We start from the raw sequence: 16,077 nt of genomic DNA on the forward strand, positions 1-16,077 counted from the left end.
TTAATTAACTATCTTCCTATGAACGCACAACTAACCGAAATCATGCGCCTTATCACCAACCTGATCCGCACCGGCACCGTAACCGAAGTGGACCGGGAAAACTGGCTGTGCCGGGTGAAAGTGGGCGAGCTTGAAACCAACTGGATTAACTGGCTGACACTGCGCGCAGGCGGTGCCCGTACATGGTGGTGCCCGTCGCCGGATGAGCAGGTGGTGGTGCTGAGTATGGGCGGCAATCTGGAAACCGCTTTTGCCTTACCTGCGATCTATTCCAACCAGTTTGCCCCGCCGTCGGACTCTGTGGACGGCTGCGTAACGGAATACCCGGACGGTGGCTGGTTTGAATATGAACCCGCGACCGGCCGCTGGCATGTGCGGGGCATCAAATCCATGGTGATCGAGGCTGCAGATAACATAACCCTGAAAACGGGGGAATTTGTGGTGGAAGCAAGCAACACGCGCATAAACAGCGAAGTGGTGATCAATGGTGGCGTCACCCAGGGCGGCGGCGCCATGAGTTCTAACGGGATCGTAGTCGATAAACACGGTCATACCGGCGTTAAATCCGGCGGTGATACATCGGGAGGTCCGGTATGACGCTGTATATCGGCATGAGTCAGGGCAACGGCAGGGCCATTACCGACACGGACCACCTGCGCCAGTCGGTCCGGGATATTCTGCTGACCCCGCAGGGGAGCCGCATTGCCCGGCGGGAATATGGCTCGCTTCTGTCTGAACTGATAGACCAGCCGCAGAACCCGGCGCTGCGCCTGCAGGTTATGTCTGCGGTCTATGTGGCTCTGAGTCGCTGGGAGCCACGGCTTACCCTGGATTCCATCACCATAAACAGCAGTTTTGATGGTTCGATGGTGGTTGAGCTTACCGGGCAGCGTGATAACGGCGCGCCTGTTTCTCTTTCGGTATCAACAGGAGCAGACAATGGCAGTCATTGACCTTTCCCAGCTGCCCGCCCCGCAGATAGTGGATGTGCCGGATTTTGAAATGCTGCTAAACGAACGGAAAGCCGCGTTTATGGCCCTTTATCCGGCAGACGAGCAGGACGCGGTAAGGCGCACGCTTGAGCTGGAGTCTGAACCCGTGACCAAGCTCCTGCAGGAAAATGCGTATCGTGAAATCCTTCTGCGCCAGCGCATTAACGAGGCGGCGCAGGCGGTCATGGTGGCTTATGCCATTGGCGGCGATCTCGATCAGATGGCAGCCAACTACAACGTGAAGCGGCTGACGGTTACACCTGCGGATAACGAAGCGGTGCCGCCGGTCGCAGCGTTAATGGAAAGTGATGAGGCGCTGCGCCTGCGTGTTCCTGCAGCATTTGAGGGGCTGTCCGTTGCGGGGCCGACGGCGGCCTACGAGTTTCACGCTAAAAGCGCTGACGGGCGAGTGGCTGACGCCAGCGCAACCAGCCCGTCACCGGCGGAGGTGGTGCTTACCGTGCTGAGCCGTGAGGGCGACGGAACGGCAGCGGCGGATCTGCTGGCAGTGGTTGAACAGGCGCTTAACAGTGAGAACGTGCGGCCGGTTGCTGACCGTCTGACGGTGCGCAGCGCTGAAATTATTCCGTACAGCGTGGATGCGACGATCTTTCTTTACCCGGGGCCAGAAGCTGAGCCGGTGATGGAGGCGGCAAAAGCCAGCCTGCAGAAATATATCGCCAGCCAGACGAGGCTAGGGCGTGATATTCGCCGCAGTGCTATTTATGCCGCGCTGCATGTTGAAGGTGTGCAGCGTGTTGAACTGGCCTCGCCGCTCGCTGATGTGGTGCTGGATAAGACACAAGCCGCTTCATGTACGGAATGGAGCGTAACCAACGGGGGAACGGATGAATAGTCTGCTTCCTCCTGGTTCATCGCCGCTTGAGCGCCGACTAGCTCAGACCTGCGGCGGAATTTCCGATCTGCAGGTGCCGCTGCGGGATTTATGGAACCCGGCAACATGCCCGGTCAAGTTTCTGCCGTATCTGGCGTGGGCCTTTTCGGTTGATCGCTGGGACGAAGGATGGGCGGAGAGCGTGAAGCGCCGTGTGGTGCAGGATGCGTTCTATATCCATCAGCACAAGGGCACAACGAGCGCGGTGCGGCGTGTGGTGGAGCCGTTCGGCTTTCTGATCCGAATCATTGAATGGTGGCAGACCGGCGAGGCGCCGGGCACGTTTCGCCTGGATATTGGGGTGCAGGACCAGGGTATAACAGAGGAAACCTATCTGGAGCTGGAGCGCCTGATTGGTGACGCCAAACCCTGCAGTCGGCATCTGATCGGCATGTCCATAAATCTGCAGACGAGCGGGCCATATTTTGTGGGGGCTGCCACGTACACCGGCGAAGAAATCACGATTTACCCGTATATCAACGAAACCATCATTTCCGGTGGCACTGCCTACGAGGGCGGCGCCGTCCATGTTATCGACACTATGAGAGTGAACCCATGAGCGCAAAATTTTATACCCTGCTGACGGATATTGGCGCGGCGAAACTGGCAAGCGCTGCCGCGCTCGGTGTGCCGCTGAAAATTACCCAGATGGCGGTGGGGGATGGCGGCGGAGTGCTTCCAACTCCCAGCGCACAACAGACGAAGCTGGTTTCCGAAAAGCGGCGCGCTGACCTGAACATGCTTTACATCGATCCGCAAAACAGCAGCCAGATTATTGCTGAGCAGGTGATTCCTGAAACTGAGGGCGGTTGGTGGATTCGTGAGGTTGGGCTGTTTGATGAAACGGGCGCGCTGATCGCAGTGGGGAACTGCCCGGAGAGCTATAAGCCGCAGCTGGCAGAGGGCAGCGGCCGCACGCAGACAGTGCGCATGGTATTGATTACCAGCAGCACCGATAACATTACGCTGAAAATTGATCCGTCCGTAGTGCTGGCTACCCGAAAATATGTGGATGACAAGGTGCTGGAACTAAAGGTGTATGTAGATGAGCTGATGGCGGCGCATCTTGCAGCAGCTGATCCACATACGCAATATGCAACAAAAGCCAGCCCGACGTTTACCGGCACCCCAAAAGCCCCGACTGCAACTGCAGGTAACAATACCACTCAGCTTGCCACAACTGCGTTTGTGCAGGCGGCTCTGATCGCCCTGGTGAATGGTGCCCCGGCTACGCTGGACACACTGAAAGAAATTGCTGCGGCTATCAACAACGATCCTAATTTCAGCACCACCATTAATAACGCGCTTGCACTCAAAGCCCCACTGGCAAGCCCGGCCCTGACCGGAACGCCGACAGCCCCCACGGCTGCGCAGACTGTCAACAATACGCAAATTGCCACTACTGCTTTCGTCAAATCAGCTCTGGCTGCGCTTGTTGGCTCATCACCTGCGGCGCTTGATACCCTGAACGAGCTGGCGGCGGCGTTAGGAAACGATCCTAACTTTGCAACCACCATGACAAATGCACTGGCAGGCAAGCAGCCGCTGGATAGCACGCTAACAACTTTGTCTGGAAAAACCGCAGATGGGATTATCGAATACCTTCGTTTGGGAGAAGCGGCAAAAATGGAGGCGGCCACCGCACAGATCGGTGCTAATGGCTGGATATATATTCCCGTTACTGGCGGCAAAAAAACTGCTGCTGCAGTGGGCTTTAACCGGTGCGAGTAATTATTCTTTAAATTCCAATTGCATTTCCCGTAGGTGGTTTATGCCTGGTTGCTATGGCCATACAACTGATTCCGCTGATGTGAGCATGGTAACTATGACTAATGGATTCATCAGGATAAAACCAGCGCGTTTGCTTTGTGCGCCAGAACAGTGAACGGCGTGCAGCAACCTTTGAACGTAGCGTTTACTGGTTCGCTGTCGGCTACTGACGTCAAAATATTGTGTTATTACTCACACAAAGTAGCCAGATGATTTTTTACGAAACCGCACTTACGATCTGAATTTCAACTAAGGAGTGCGTTATGAACTATTGGTTTAGCCTGCAAACAATGCCTTTTACCCTGTAGCCTTAAAGGAGTCTTATGTAAATGCCGGAGCCTACCTAATGACTTAATTGAAGTTGAAGACACTATTTCAATGAATTTCCGCGACTCCGCCGGACGGAAAAATGCGTGGTGTAGGGACAGCGGCCTGCCGATCTGGGTAGATATTCTCGTTGTGGAAGAAAGCCGGAACAAATCAAGGCACGCGCCGCGTTTTACGTGATGAATTCATAGTCAGCACGGATAGAATGCTTGTTTCTGATTTCACTATTAACAATATTCCATTGACCGCAGAACAGCAGGCGAACTTTTGGACGTGAGGCAAAATTTTAAAGTTTGGCCTGAGAGTGAGGTTGGCCTAAGGTTGAACTTCCTGAGATACCTCAATGGATTCTTATTGAGGCAGTAAACAACGGTTACATAGTCAAGAATTGGCCTGAGTGAAATAAAGCCCGCAAGGGCTTTATTTTTTAATAACCAAAACAATCCAGTAAATTGTATTAGTAGTGGCGTGACGTAAGTGAAATTTATCACTCCGCGAGAGGATTTTGCCGTATCAAAGCCAACAAACGAGTCGAGGATCTTGCGTACTGAACATTGCATTAACCATCAGAAGCGAGGAAGGAAAGGCAACAGGTAAAGTAACCGACAAGCTGTTTACAACACCGTTAGTTGTAGTAACTGCAAAACTTCCCCACTGAATAATTAAACCACTAGGTAATTTTGCATAGCCGTTGCCTGCAATGCTATTAGCGAAATAAGCCATGTCAGGTAGTTGATTGGCGCTATTTCCAACCGTCCTTTTTGCCGCTTCTCCCAAACGAACGTTTAATAACCGAGTATAAACACAGTTGCCTGCAAGTCAGCGGTAACGGAAGGATCTGCTTTGATGGCTACACCTCCAACTCGTACAGTAGCCGTAGCTTTTCCATTTATATTTGCTGTTGCAGTTTCAACAAGAGTTTCTCCCGAATCCATAGGAGTGGCGTTTATTACCAGCGCCGCGTTTGGGAAAGCTATTGGGTAACTGAAAGAAGTAACTCCATCGTAGCCTTTGACGGCAGAACCGCTATTCAGAGGTGCAGATACGGATACTTTTCCCCATTGCATAATGAGCACAGCTCCGCCAGAAAGTGGAAATTTAGCCCACCCGGAATTCCCTATCGAACCAGACGAGGCAGCAAGTTTTGCCGCTTCCCCCAAACGAAGGTTTTTTATCCACCACGGTCATGATTGTCCGTGTTGGCCATTCTCCGCATTACAGTCAGAAATGACCATGCTCGATAAAATGGTGACATCATTCACCACTTTTTTATGGGCGAAAAATCATGCAAATCGGTTACGTAAGGGTGTCAACAAATGACCAAAACACAGCGTTACAACGAAATGCGCTGGAGTGCGCAGGATGTGAGCTGATATTTGAGGATAAAATGAGCGGGAAAACCTCTGATCGTCCGGGGCTAAAGAAGGTCCTGCGCACGCTCTCCGAAGGGGACACGCTGGTAGTCTGGAAGCTGGACAGGTTGGGCAGGAGTATGCGGCATCTTGTTACTCTGATTGAAGACCTGCGAGGGAGGGGAGTAAATTTCCGCAGCCTGACAGACAGCATTGATACATCAACTCCGATGGGGCGTTTCTTTTTCCATGTTATGGGTGCCCTGGCAGAAATGGAGCGAGAGCTGATCGTAGAGCGAACCCGTGCCGGGCTGGCTGTAGCGCGTGCGCAAGGGCGGATTGGTGGCCGACGGCCAAAGCTATCAGAGAATGAGTGGGCGCAAATTGGCCGGTTGCTGGCTGCCGGAGAAACGCGAAAACGCGTGTCGATAATTTTTGATGTTGGCATATCTACCATTTACAAAAGATTCCCCGCGTCGGGCTTAACTGAATTGTCTGAATGCTCAGACATTACTGTATAAATGAACATGCTTTCTCATTTATGTAACCTGAAATCAGGCACATAAGAGAGGCAAGGCTATGCAAAAAGCAGTTATTGGGGCGGCAACTATTTACTGTGGTGACAGCTTGGAAATTTTACGCGAACTCACTGGCGAATTTGATGCAGTAATTACTGATCCGCCTTATTCCAGCGGTGGTATGACGCGCAGTGATCGGCAGGCCAAACCCTCCGGGAAGTATGTAGGAAATAACAACTACCATGAGTTTTTCGGCGATAACAGAGACGTGCGCTCCTGGGCGTTCTGGATGACGCAGTGGATGAGTCAGGTTAACCGCCTGGTTAAGTCAGGCGGCTATGCCATGGTTTTCACTGACTGGCGGCAGCTTCCAACGCTTACTGACGTTTTCCAGGCTGGCGGTTTTGTGTGGCGGGGGCTGATTCCGTGGGATAAAACGCTTTCAACCCGTGCGCCTCATACCGGTTATTTTCGTCATCAGTGCGAATACGTGGTTTGGGGAAGTAACGGACCATTGCCTAAAAGTCTGCATGGTGGACCCTGGCCGGGTATGGTGACTCGTCGGGTTATTCCGTCTCAAAAACTCCATATGACCGGCAAACCGATTGAGCTTATGGAGAGCCTGATTGCTCCCGTTCCCCCTGGCGGCCATATTCTTGATCCATTTATGGGGAGTGCATCAACTGGCGTTGCCGCGTTGAGGAAGGGATATAAATTTACCGGGATTGAAATGAGCCAGCAGTATTTTGATATCTCATGCGAACGCCTGGAAAAAGAAAACGCAGATATCCGCGCGGGCGTATTGTGTGATTAAGGGAACAATGCCGCGTAGCTGTCTGCGCGGCCCATTCAATTCACCATAGGGCGAAACCTAAACACCGGAGGGTTCGCCGTATGGCTCAGGATTATCACCACGGTGTGCGCGTCGTTGAGGTCAACGATGGCACCCGCCCCATTTCAACAGTAAGCACGGCAATTGTCGGTATGGTCTGTACCGGCGATGATGCAGATGCGTCCGTGTTCCCCCTCAATAAACCGGTCCTGCTTACCGACGTGCTGACCGCCAGCGGTAAAGCAGGCGAGTCCGGCACGCTGGCCCGCTCACTGGATGCAATTGCCGACCAGGCTAAACCCGTGACTGTCGTTGTGCGCGTTGCACAGGGTGAAACCGAAGCGGAGACAACCTCCAACATTATCGGCGGCGTGACAGCTGACGGTAAAAAAACGGGAATGAAAGCGCTGTTATCTGCGCAGTCCCAGCTCGGCATTAAGCCGCGCATTCTGGGCGTGCCGGGGCACGACACGCAGGCGGTTGCCACTGAGCTGCTGAGCGTGGCGCAGAGTCTGCGAGGCTTCGCCTATCTGTCAGCCTACGGCTGCAAAACGGTAGAGGAGGCCATTGCCTACCGCGCTAATTTCAGCCAGCGCGAGGGAATGCTGATCTGGCCTGATTTCATCAGTTTTGACACCGTGCTGAATGCTGACGCAACGGCTTACGCCTCAGCCCGTGCGCTTGGCCTGCGTGCCAAAATTGACGAACAGACCGGCTGGCACAAATCCCTGTCCAACGTGGGCGTGAATGGCGTCACCGGCATTTCTGCTGATGTGTTCTGGGATCTGCAGGACCCGGCAACCGATGCGGGGCTGCTGAACCAGAACGATGTCACCACGCTGATCCGCAAAGAAGGTTTCCGTTTCTGGGGTTCCCGCTGCCTGAGTGACGATCCTCTGTTTGCCTTTGAAAACTACACCCGCACCGCGCAGGTACTTGCTGACACCATCGCAGAAGCGCACATGTGGGCGGTGGATGGCGTGCTTAACCCGTCGCTGGCCCGCGACATTATCGAAGGTATTCGCGCCAAACTGCGTAACCTGAAAACACAGGGCTACATCATCGGCGCTGACTGCTGGCTGGATGAGTCCGTAAACGATAAAGATTCCCTGAAAGCCGGGAAGCTCACTATCGATTACGACTATACGCCGGTACCGCCTCTGGAAAACCTGATGCTGCGTCAGCGCATCACCGATCAGTATCTGCTGGATTTCTCCAGCCAGGTCAGCGCGTAAGGGGACAAAATGGCTTTACCACGCAAGTTAAAACACCTGAACCTGTTTAACGACGGGAATAACTATCAGGGGATTGTTGAGTCCCTGACCCTGCCTAAATTCGGCCGCAAGTTTGAAAAGTATCGCGGCGGCGGTATGCCCGGTTCGGCTGATGTTGATCTGGGGCTTGATGATGGCGCGCTGGACACGGAATTTTCAATCGGTGGCACCGAACTACTGTTATTCAAGCAGATGGGTAAAGCCACCGTTGACGGCATCCAGCTGCGTTTCACCGGCTCCATTCAGCGTGATGATACCGGCGAAGTGCAGGCCGTTGAGCTGGTTGTGCGCGGGCGACATAAAGAAGTCGATTCCGGCGAATGGAAAACCGGCGAGAGCAACACCACAAAAGTCAGCAGCACCAACAGCTACGCGAAGCTGACCATTAACGGCGAGGTGCTCTATGAGGTTGATGTGATCAACATGATTGAAATCGTTGATGGCGTGGACCTGATGGAAGAACACCGCAACGCCCTGGGCCTCTGATCTACTTTAAAGGCGCGGGCAGCCGCGCCAGTACTTTATTAACAGGAAATGACAATGAGCGAACAACTGACTGAAAAAACCGTACCGCTGGACACCCCAATCAAACGCGGTAAAACCGAAATTGCCGAAATTGTGCTGCGCAAGCCGCAGTCCGGCGCGCTGCGTGGCACCCGTCTGCAGGCGATCATGGATATGGACGTCGGCGCGATGATGACGATTATTCCCCGCATCTCCATGCCCGCGCTGACCGCTCAGGAAATGGCTGAAATGGACCCCGCCGATCTCACCGCGCTGTCGGTTGAGGTGGTCACTTTTTTGTTGAAGAAATCGGTGCTTGCCGGTTTGCCGACAGCCTGACGGTAGAAGACCTGGTGGCTGATATTGCCACCATTTTTCACTGGCCGCCGTCCGTCACTGACGTTATGCCGCTGACCGAAGTGCTGGAGTGGCGGCATAAAGCGATTCAGAGAAGCGGGGCCAGCGATGAGTGACACTAACCTGCGTTTGCAGGTAATTCTAAATGCGGTTGATAAGCTCACCCGCCCATTCCGATCAGCGCAGGCCAGCTCTAAAGAGCTGGCTACCGCCATTCAGCAAAGCCGCGCAAGATTAAAAGAACTGGACGCCCAGGCGGGCCGTATTGACGGTTTCCGCAAGGCAAGCGCGCAGCTCGCCGTCACCGGCAACAGTCTTAAAGCCGCACGCGAAGAAGCGGCGAAACTTGCCACGCAGTTCTCGGCCACTAACCGCCCGACGGCGGCGCAGGCTCGTCTGCTTGAGCAGGCAAAAAACCGCGTTAACGAGCTGCAAAGTAAATACAACGGCCTGCGTCAGTCGGTGCAGCGTCAGCGTCTTGCGCTCAATGAGGCCGGGCTGGACACCAAAAAGCTGAGCAGTGCACAGCGGGAGCTGCGGCAGAATGCCGACGAAACCCGGCAGGCGCTGGACCGACAGCAGAAATCCCTTAAACGCCTGGGCAAGCAGCAGGCCCGAATGAACGCCGTCCGCGATCAGTATTCCCGGCGACTTGAGGTGCGGGATCGTATCGCGGGCGCCGGAGCAACGACTACTGCCGCCGGGCTGGCGATGGGCGCGCCGGTGATGGCAGCCGTTAAAAGCTATGCCAGCATGGAAGATGCGATGAAAGGCGTGGCAAAGCAGGTTAACGGGCTTCGGGACGACAACGGAAACCGCACAAAACAGTTTTACGATATGCAGGATGCCATCAAAGCCGCCAGTGAACAGCTGCCGATGGAGAATGGCGCTATTGACTATGCCGCGCTGGTTGAAGGTGGCGCCCGAATGGGCGTGACAAACCAGAACGATTCTTACGAAGACCAGAAGCGTGACCTGCTGGCCTTTGCATCCACTGCAGCAAAGGCCGCAACGGCATTCGAGCTGCCCGCTGATGAGCTGGCGGAGGGGCTGGGGAAAATCGCGCAGCTGTATAAAGTGCCGACCCGAAATATTGAACAGCTTGGCGATGCCCTGAACTACCTGGACGATAACGCCATGTCTAAGGGCGGCGATATCATCAATGTACTGCAGCGCATGGGCGGCGTGGCTGACCGGCTTGATTTCCGCAAGGCGGCCGCGCTGGGTTCCACCTTCCTGTCTCTGGGCGCCGCGCCTGAAATTGCCGCCAGCGCATCAAATGCGATGGTGCGCGAACTGTCGATTGCAACCATGCAGAGCAAGCGGTTCATGGAAGGTATGGATCTGCTGAAGCTCAATCCAGAAGAGATTGAAAAGCAGATGACAAAGGACGCAATGGGGACCATTCAGCGCGTGCTGGAGAAGGTCAACAAACTACCGCAGGACAAGCGCCTGTCCGCCATGACGATGATATTTGGCAAGGAGTTTGGCGATGATGCGGCGAAGCTTGCAAACAACCTGCCGGAGCTGCAGAGACAGTTGAAACTCACCTCAGGCACTGAGGCTAACGGCTCCATGCAGAAAGAATCCGATATCAATAAGGATTCACTTTCCGCGCAGTGGTTGCTTGTTAAAACGGGCGCGCAGAACGCTTTCAGTAGCCTAGGTGAAACCCTGCGCCAGCCGCTGATGGATATCATGGGGTACGTCAAAAGCGTTACCGGGGCACTGCGTCGTTGGGTTGAGGCTAACCCGCAGCTGGCGGGCACGCTGATGAAAGTGGCGGCTGCCACTGCTGCGATAACCGTTGTACTCGGCACGCTGGCGGTGGCCGTGGCTGCCGTGCTGGGGCCGCTGGCGGTGATCCGTTTAGGCCTGTCCGTGCTGGGTGTAAAAACACTCCCATCCGTTATGTCTGCAGTGACCCGCACCGGCGGTGCGCTGTCCTGGCTGGCAAATGCGCCACTTTCCCTGTTGCGCCGTGGCATGGCGGCATCCGGTAGCAGCACCGGATTGCTGACGACTCCCCTTAACTCCCTGCGACGTTCTGCCGGGCTGGCTGGCAATGCGCTGAAAGCGCTGGCCGGTGCACCGCTTGCTGTTCTTCGCAGCGGAATGTCTGGTATTCGCAACATTATCGGCATGGTAATGAATCCACTGACCGCGCTGCGCGGGGGATTATCCGCAGCCGGTGGCGTGGTGCGTTTTCTGGCATCCGGCCCGCTGGCCCTCCTTCGCGTCGCGCTGTACGGGATTTCTGGATTGCTGGGCGCCCTGCTTAGTCCGATAGGGCTGGTCGTGGCGGCCCTGGCTGGCGTGGCGCTGGTTGTCTGGAAATACTGGCAGCCGATAAGCGCATTTTTAGGCGGAGTGGTTGAAGGATTCAAAGCTGCTGCTGCGCCTATCAGTGCGGCGTTTGAGCCACTGCAGCCTGTTTTCCAGTGGATAGGTGATAAGGTCCAGGCGTTGTGGGGCTGGTTTACTGATCTGCTTACGCCTGTTAAATCCACCTCTGCAGAACTGCAAAACGCGGCGTCGATGGGGCGGCAGTTTGGCGAAGCGCTGGCGTCAGGGTTGAACATGGTCATGCACCCGCTGGATTCGCTTAAATCGGGCGTGTCCTGGCTGCTTGAAAAACTCGGCATTGTCAGCAAGGAGGCAGCCAAAGCGAAGCTTCCTGAGCAGGTCACGCGGCAGCAGCCAGCCACGGTAAACACAGACGGTAAAGTGGTGCTGCCGCCTGGCGGATTCCCGACGATGGGTTTTGCGGGCATGTACGACAGCGGCGGTACCATTCCGCGCGGCCAGTTCGGCATCGTGGGCGAGAATGGCCCTGAGATTGTTAACGGACCCGCCAATGTCACCGGAAGGAAACGGACTGCTGATCTGGCGAGGGTAGCGGCAACGCTCAATCCTTCCCGGACGGAACCGGCCAGCGCTAAACAACGTCCTGAACGCGGGATAGTTCTGCCGCCTGATAGTGTGAATGGTCCGGCAAATCTTCCGATAATCAATCGCACTACTGAACTGGTAAAACTAGCGGCAACGGTAAGCCCGGTTCGTGATGTAACAGCCAGCCCGGAGCAACGGCCTGAAAGCAGGTTAATACTGCCTCCTGAGATTGTTAACGCCCCGGTAAATCGTCCTGGTCGGGATCGTGCTGCGGAGCTGGCTGAAATCGCTGCGGCTGTCATGCCAGCACCGGCCATTACGCAAATCACGGATAAGAGGGCTGACCCGGTGGCTATACGCCAGAAGATGTTCGCTTCCGTCGTCGCTGGGGTAATGGGCCTGGCAGCTGCCCCGGCAGAAGCCGCACCACTTCATCCGTACAGTGTACCTGTCAGGACTCAACCGGCGCCGTCGGCAAAGACAGAGAGACAGCCGCAGGTCATTAAGTACGAGATAAGCGCGCCAATTCATATTGTCGCCCAGCCAGGGCAAAGCGCACAGGATATCGCCCGCGAGGTGGCCCGGCAGCTTGATGAGCGAGAGCGCAGGGCCAGGGCCAAAACACGCAGTAATTTCAGTGATCGAGGGGGTTACGAATAATGATGATGGTGCTGGGGTTGTACGTATTCATGCTGCGAACCGTGCCCTATCAGGAGCTGCAGTATCAGCGCAGCTGGCGGCACGCAGCAAACAGCCGGGTTAACCGGCGCCCGTCAACGCAGTTTCTTGGGCCGGATAATGATTCGCTTACTCTGTCCGGCGTCCTGCTGCCGGAGATAACCGGCGGCAGACTGTCTTTGCTGGCGCTGGAGCAGATGGCGGAGCTGGGGAAAGCCTGGCCTTTGATTGAGGGGAGCGGGACGATTTACGGCATGTTTGTGATCGAGAGTCTGAGCCAGACAAAAACAGAATTTTTTGAGAGCGGTATGCCCCGGCGCATCGAATTTTCGCTGAGCCTGAAACGGGTGGATGAATCGCTGTCTGATATGTTTGGCAGCCTCAGCGATCAGCTCAGTAATTTGCAGGACTCCGCCACTGCTGCGATAGGCAATATGAAAAATACGGTTGGGGGGTTACTACAGTGAATTTCAGCTCTGATCTCCTGAACCTGAACAGCAATACCCCCGGTTTCAGCATCAACATTGAGGGTAAAGATGTGACTACCGTGCTGGATGCGCGCCTGGTGAGTCTGACGCTGACGGATAACCGGGGCTTTGAAGCGGACCAGCTTGATCTGGAACTGGACGACTCGGACGGTCAAATCGTTCTGCCGCGTCGGGGGGCCATTATTCAGTTTGCGCTGGGGTGGAGAGGTCAGCCGCTTTTTCCGAAAGGGGCCTTTACTGTCGATGAGATTGAGCACAGCGGCGCGCCTGACCGTCTCACAATTCGCGCGCGTAGTGCAGATTTCCGTGAAACCCTGAACACGCGGCGTGAAAAGTCCTGGCATCAGACAACGGTGGGCGAAGTCGTGAAGGAAATCGCCGCCAGGCATAAATTACAAATGGCGCTGGGGCAGGACCTGATGGACAAGCCTGTGGATCATCTTGACCAGACCAACGAGAGCGATGCGAGTTTCCTGATGAAGCTGGCGCGACAGTATGGGGCGATAGCCTCAGTTAAGGACGGCAATCTGTTGTTTATCCGCCAGGGGCAGGGCAGAACGGCAAGCGGTAAGCCGCTGCCGGTGATCACCATAACCCGCCAGGCCGGTGACGGCCATCGTTTTACCCTGGCAGATCGCGATGCCTATACGGGGGTGATTGCCAGCTGGCTACATACCCGTGAGCCAAAGAAAAAAGAGACAGCAAAGGTTAAGCGCCGTCGAAAGAAAACCACCGCGGTAAAGGAGCCGGAAGCTAAACAGGGAGATTACCTGGTTGGAACGGATGAAAACGTGCTGGTACTCAACAGAACTTATGCAAACCGAAGCAACGCAGAGCGAGCGGCAAAGATGCAGTGGGAGCGCCTGCAACGCGGGGTTGCAACATTCTCCCTGCAGCTCGCAGAGGGAAGGGCTGATCTGTATACCGAAATGCCGGTGAAGGTGAGCGGCTTTAAACAGCCTATTGATGATGCCGAATGGACCATTACCACGCTGACGCATAGTGTCAGTGCAGATAATGGTTTCACTACGACGCTGGAGCTTGAGGTAAAGATAGATGATTTAGAAATGGAATGATAGTGTTCACAAAATGGATGTTCGTGTATCATTATGGGATTGCGGGTAATGACTTGGGGAGAAACGGATATGATGAATTGTCCGAAATGCGGACATGCTGCACATACTCGCAGTAGCTTTCGTGTATCAGATAATACGAAAGAGCGTTATTGCCAGTGCCAAAACATTAACTGTGGAACCACTTTTGTTACTCATGAAACCGTAGTGCGCTTTATCGTAACACCCGGACTGGTCGATCATGTGCCTCCGCACCCTTTAAACAGTGGTCAGGGACATATGAATTTTTGACAAACTAACCCGCTTCGGCGGGTTTTTTATTGCTGGCAGCTTATTTCCTGCTGCCATTTTGCTGCCAACGATGAAACCATAAACAAAAAAGCCACTCGCGAGAGTGGCTTAATTATATGATTCTAAAGCTAAAATTTGGTGGCCCCTGCTGGACTTGAACCAGCGACCAAGCGATTATGAGTCATATGGATTTGATGTTTCATGATTTTTCATATTTTTGCAATTAGACTTAATGGATATAAATAACAATAGTTTATTTTATGATTGCTGTTTCATGTTGTTCTGCTTTTTATCCTTCAGTATCATCATTACGTCACCCACTACATCACCCAGAATCAGCTAGGTGATGTAACGAAGGAAGAACAGAAAACGCTATGTCTGATAATTTAACTGTCTCGATGATTAGCGGCTTAAAGCCGAAAACAACTGCTTACTACATCTGGGACAAAAGCGGTGAGCGTGGGGCTGGGCGTTTAGGGGTGAAAGTCGAGCCATCAGGCCAGCGAGTTTTTTACTATCGCTATTTTTGGCAGGGTAAACGGCAATTCATTCTGCTTGGCCGCTTTCCTGAGTTGTCACTCGCTCAGGCAAGGCTGCAATGTAAGGAACATGCGGGCCTTCTTAAAGAAGGAAAATCTCCTAAAGCTGAAATCGCAGAACAACTCTTTACTGCCGAACAACAACAGCGCGAAGACCAGCTCAAAGGCAGCATTGAGCAACTCATTTTGGGTTACACCACCAAAATGCGTGAAGACGGCAAACGTACCTGGCAACAGGTCCTGTACCGGCTGGAAAAAGAAACCTACCTATTTATACCTAAAGTGACGAAAGCGCGTGACGTTACACCCGCTCATATCAAACAAATTCTGGCGGCTATTATCAAACGTGGAGCCTCGGTTGAAGCAAACCGTGTCCGCTCTTATCTAATGGCAGCCTTCAATTATGGATTGAAGGCAGACAACGACCCGGCAAACCACCTGCAGAATGTTATGTTTGGGCTCCTGATGAACCCAGTCAGTGTCATTCCTAAACAATCAGCAGCGGAAAAACCGGGTACAAACTGGCTGAAATTAGATGAGTTGCTGCAATTGATGGGGGATTTCCCCAAAGCGCCAAAAGTGGGCTTGTTAATCAGTCAATTGCTTAACTTATGTGTCTACACGGGCGGCCAGAGGCCACATGAACTGGTTTCCAGCCGTTGGGGTGCGATTAACTGGGAAGAGAAGACGTTATTGATAGTGGCGGATGTTTCGAAAAATAAAAGAGACCATCTGGTACCGTTGACTGAGTCAGCCATTGGGATACTCGAAAAGTTGAAAGCTGAGAATCTTAATCAGAGCCCTTACATCTTCCCGCAGCGCATCAAATCTGAACAGCATCTGCGCACAGACAGCTTCGCGCAAGCCATCATCTATTATCGGGAACACTTTTCGTTGAGCCCGTCATTTATTGCTCGTGATATTCGCCGTACCTGTAAGACTCTGATGGGGGAAGCGGGTATCGCTAAAGACCTGCGTGACCGTATTCAGAACCATGCCCTACAGGATGTAAGTTCTAAACACTATGATCGTTACGATTACTTGGTTGAAAAGCGTAAGGCACTCGAAATCTGGGAGTCGCGGGTGAACAACCACCAGCAACAGCAAGAAAACAACGTAGTGAATCTTTTTCGGCAGAAATGAAGGCTACTTAAATCGGAACTCTGGATTTGCTGGCGAGACCAACGGTTTTCGCCAGTTTTCGGTTGTGTTTAAGTTGTTGCTCAATTTACTTTCTACCAACAGGTCCTTGTTTCTTAAGATCAATGTGGCCTTTTACGGGTAATGGTTCCAAC

The 16,077-nt window shown here is 53.7% G+C and carries 18 protein-coding genes; 16 read left to right on the forward strand and 2 right to left on the reverse strand.

The window, feature by feature from the left end; genetic code table 11:
- The first annotated feature begins 18 nt into the window (after window positions 1-18).
- From DVA43_RS21695 to DVA43_RS21715, 5 genes are read left to right on the forward strand one after another with little or no spacing between them, the layout of a single operon-like run.
- Complete coding sequence (locus tag DVA43_RS21695; protein ID WP_014884896.1) at window positions 19-597, forward strand: phage baseplate assembly protein V; 579 nt, start codon at window positions 19-21, stop codon at window positions 595-597.
- Window positions 594-953, forward strand: a complete 360-nt coding sequence (locus DVA43_RS21700; protein ID WP_032665788.1) for a GPW/gp25 family protein — start codon at window positions 594-596, stop codon at window positions 951-953. The genes DVA43_RS21695 and DVA43_RS21700 overlap by 4 nt, the downstream gene beginning before the upstream one ends.
- The gene (locus DVA43_RS21705) at window positions 940-1,848 is read left to right on the forward strand and encodes a baseplate assembly protein (RefSeq protein WP_114316718.1); all 909 of its coding nucleotides are present in this window, start codon (window positions 940-942) and stop codon (window positions 1,846-1,848) included. The genes DVA43_RS21700 and DVA43_RS21705 overlap by 14 nt, the downstream gene beginning before the upstream one ends.
- On the forward strand, window positions 1,841-2,446 hold the full coding sequence (locus DVA43_RS21710) for a phage tail protein I (RefSeq protein ID WP_114316720.1): 606 nt from the start codon (window positions 1,841-1,843) through the stop codon (window positions 2,444-2,446). Before DVA43_RS21705 ends, DVA43_RS21710 begins: the two co-directional genes overlap by 8 nt.
- A complete protein-coding gene (locus tag DVA43_RS21715) occupies window positions 2,443-3,618 on the forward strand; it encodes a phage tail protein (protein WP_371413997.1) in 1,176 nt (391 codons plus the stop codon). The genes DVA43_RS21710 and DVA43_RS21715 overlap by 4 nt, the downstream gene beginning before the upstream one ends.
- Window positions 3,619-4,497: 879 nt before the next feature.
- On the opposite strand, the gene DVA43_RS25400 is transcribed toward DVA43_RS21715, so the two are convergent.
- Both DVA43_RS25400 and DVA43_RS24590 read right to left on the reverse strand, forming a co-directional pair.
- The gene (locus DVA43_RS25400; RefSeq protein WP_371413998.1) at window positions 4,498-4,707 is read right to left on the reverse strand and encodes a hypothetical protein; all 210 of its coding nucleotides are present in this window, start codon (window positions 4,705-4,707) and stop codon (window positions 4,498-4,500) included.
- Window positions 4,708-4,769: 62 nt separating this feature from the next.
- Window positions 4,770-5,060, reverse strand: coding sequence for a hypothetical protein (locus DVA43_RS24590; RefSeq protein ID WP_147271045.1), 291 nt, complete (start codon window positions 5,058-5,060; stop codon window positions 4,770-4,772).
- A gap of 209 nt (window positions 5,061-5,269) precedes the next feature.
- Here DVA43_RS24590 and DVA43_RS21730 point away from each other — a divergent pair, with 209 nt between their 5' ends.
- From DVA43_RS21730 to DVA43_RS21780, 11 genes are all read left to right on the forward strand, one after another.
- Window positions 5,270-5,857, forward strand: coding sequence for a recombinase family protein (locus DVA43_RS21730; RefSeq protein ID WP_114316722.1), 588 nt, complete (start codon window positions 5,270-5,272; stop codon window positions 5,855-5,857).
- A 58-nt stretch (window positions 5,858-5,915) separates the two neighbouring features.
- Complete coding sequence (locus DVA43_RS21735; RefSeq protein ID WP_114316724.1) at window positions 5,916-6,668, forward strand: DNA methyltransferase; 753 nt, start codon at window positions 5,916-5,918, stop codon at window positions 6,666-6,668.
- A gap of 80 nt (window positions 6,669-6,748) precedes the next feature.
- Window positions 6,749-7,921: a phage tail sheath protein gene (locus DVA43_RS21740; RefSeq protein ID WP_114316726.1), complete on the forward strand. Its 1,173-nt coding sequence runs from the start codon at window positions 6,749-6,751 to the stop codon at window positions 7,919-7,921.
- A 9-nt stretch (window positions 7,922-7,930) separates the two neighbouring features.
- Window positions 7,931-8,446, forward strand: a complete 516-nt coding sequence (locus tag DVA43_RS21745; RefSeq protein ID WP_007848874.1) for a phage major tail tube protein — start codon at window positions 7,931-7,933, stop codon at window positions 8,444-8,446.
- A gap of 54 nt (window positions 8,447-8,500) precedes the next feature.
- Window positions 8,501-8,803, forward strand: a complete 303-nt coding sequence (locus DVA43_RS21750) for a phage tail assembly protein (protein WP_114316728.1) — start codon at window positions 8,501-8,503, stop codon at window positions 8,801-8,803.
- 14 nt (window positions 8,804-8,817) lie between these two features.
- On the forward strand, window positions 8,818-8,937 hold the full coding sequence (locus DVA43_RS21755) for a GpE family phage tail protein (protein WP_007848878.1): 120 nt from the start codon (window positions 8,818-8,820) through the stop codon (window positions 8,935-8,937).
- A complete protein-coding gene (locus tag DVA43_RS21760; protein ID WP_114316730.1) occupies window positions 8,930-12,373 on the forward strand; it encodes a phage tail tape measure protein in 3,444 nt (1,147 codons plus the stop codon). The genes DVA43_RS21755 and DVA43_RS21760 overlap by 8 nt, the downstream gene beginning before the upstream one ends.
- Window positions 12,373-12,858 (forward strand): phage tail protein, encoded by a 486-nt coding sequence (locus tag DVA43_RS21765; RefSeq protein ID WP_045356110.1) that lies wholly within the window; start codon window positions 12,373-12,375, stop codon window positions 12,856-12,858. The genes DVA43_RS21760 and DVA43_RS21765 overlap by 1 nt, the downstream gene beginning before the upstream one ends.
- Window positions 12,855-13,955, forward strand: coding sequence for a phage late control D family protein (locus DVA43_RS21770; protein ID WP_114316731.1), 1,101 nt, complete (start codon window positions 12,855-12,857; stop codon window positions 13,953-13,955). Before DVA43_RS21765 ends, DVA43_RS21770 begins: the two co-directional genes overlap by 4 nt.
- 69 nt (window positions 13,956-14,024) lie before the next feature.
- Entirely contained in the window at window positions 14,025-14,243 is a 219-nt protein-coding gene (locus DVA43_RS21775) for a DNA-binding transcriptional regulator (RefSeq protein WP_114317183.1), read from the forward strand.
- A gap of 374 nt (window positions 14,244-14,617) precedes the next feature.
- Window positions 14,618-15,925, forward strand: a complete 1,308-nt coding sequence (locus tag DVA43_RS21780) for a site-specific integrase (protein ID WP_114316733.1) — start codon at window positions 14,618-14,620, stop codon at window positions 15,923-15,925.
- The last annotated feature ends 152 nt before the right edge of the window (window positions 15,926-16,077 follow it).

The sequence above is a fragment of the Leclercia sp. W6 genome (assembly GCF_003336345.1).
Taxonomy (GTDB): Bacteria; Pseudomonadota; Gammaproteobacteria; order Enterobacterales; family Enterobacteriaceae; genus Enterobacter.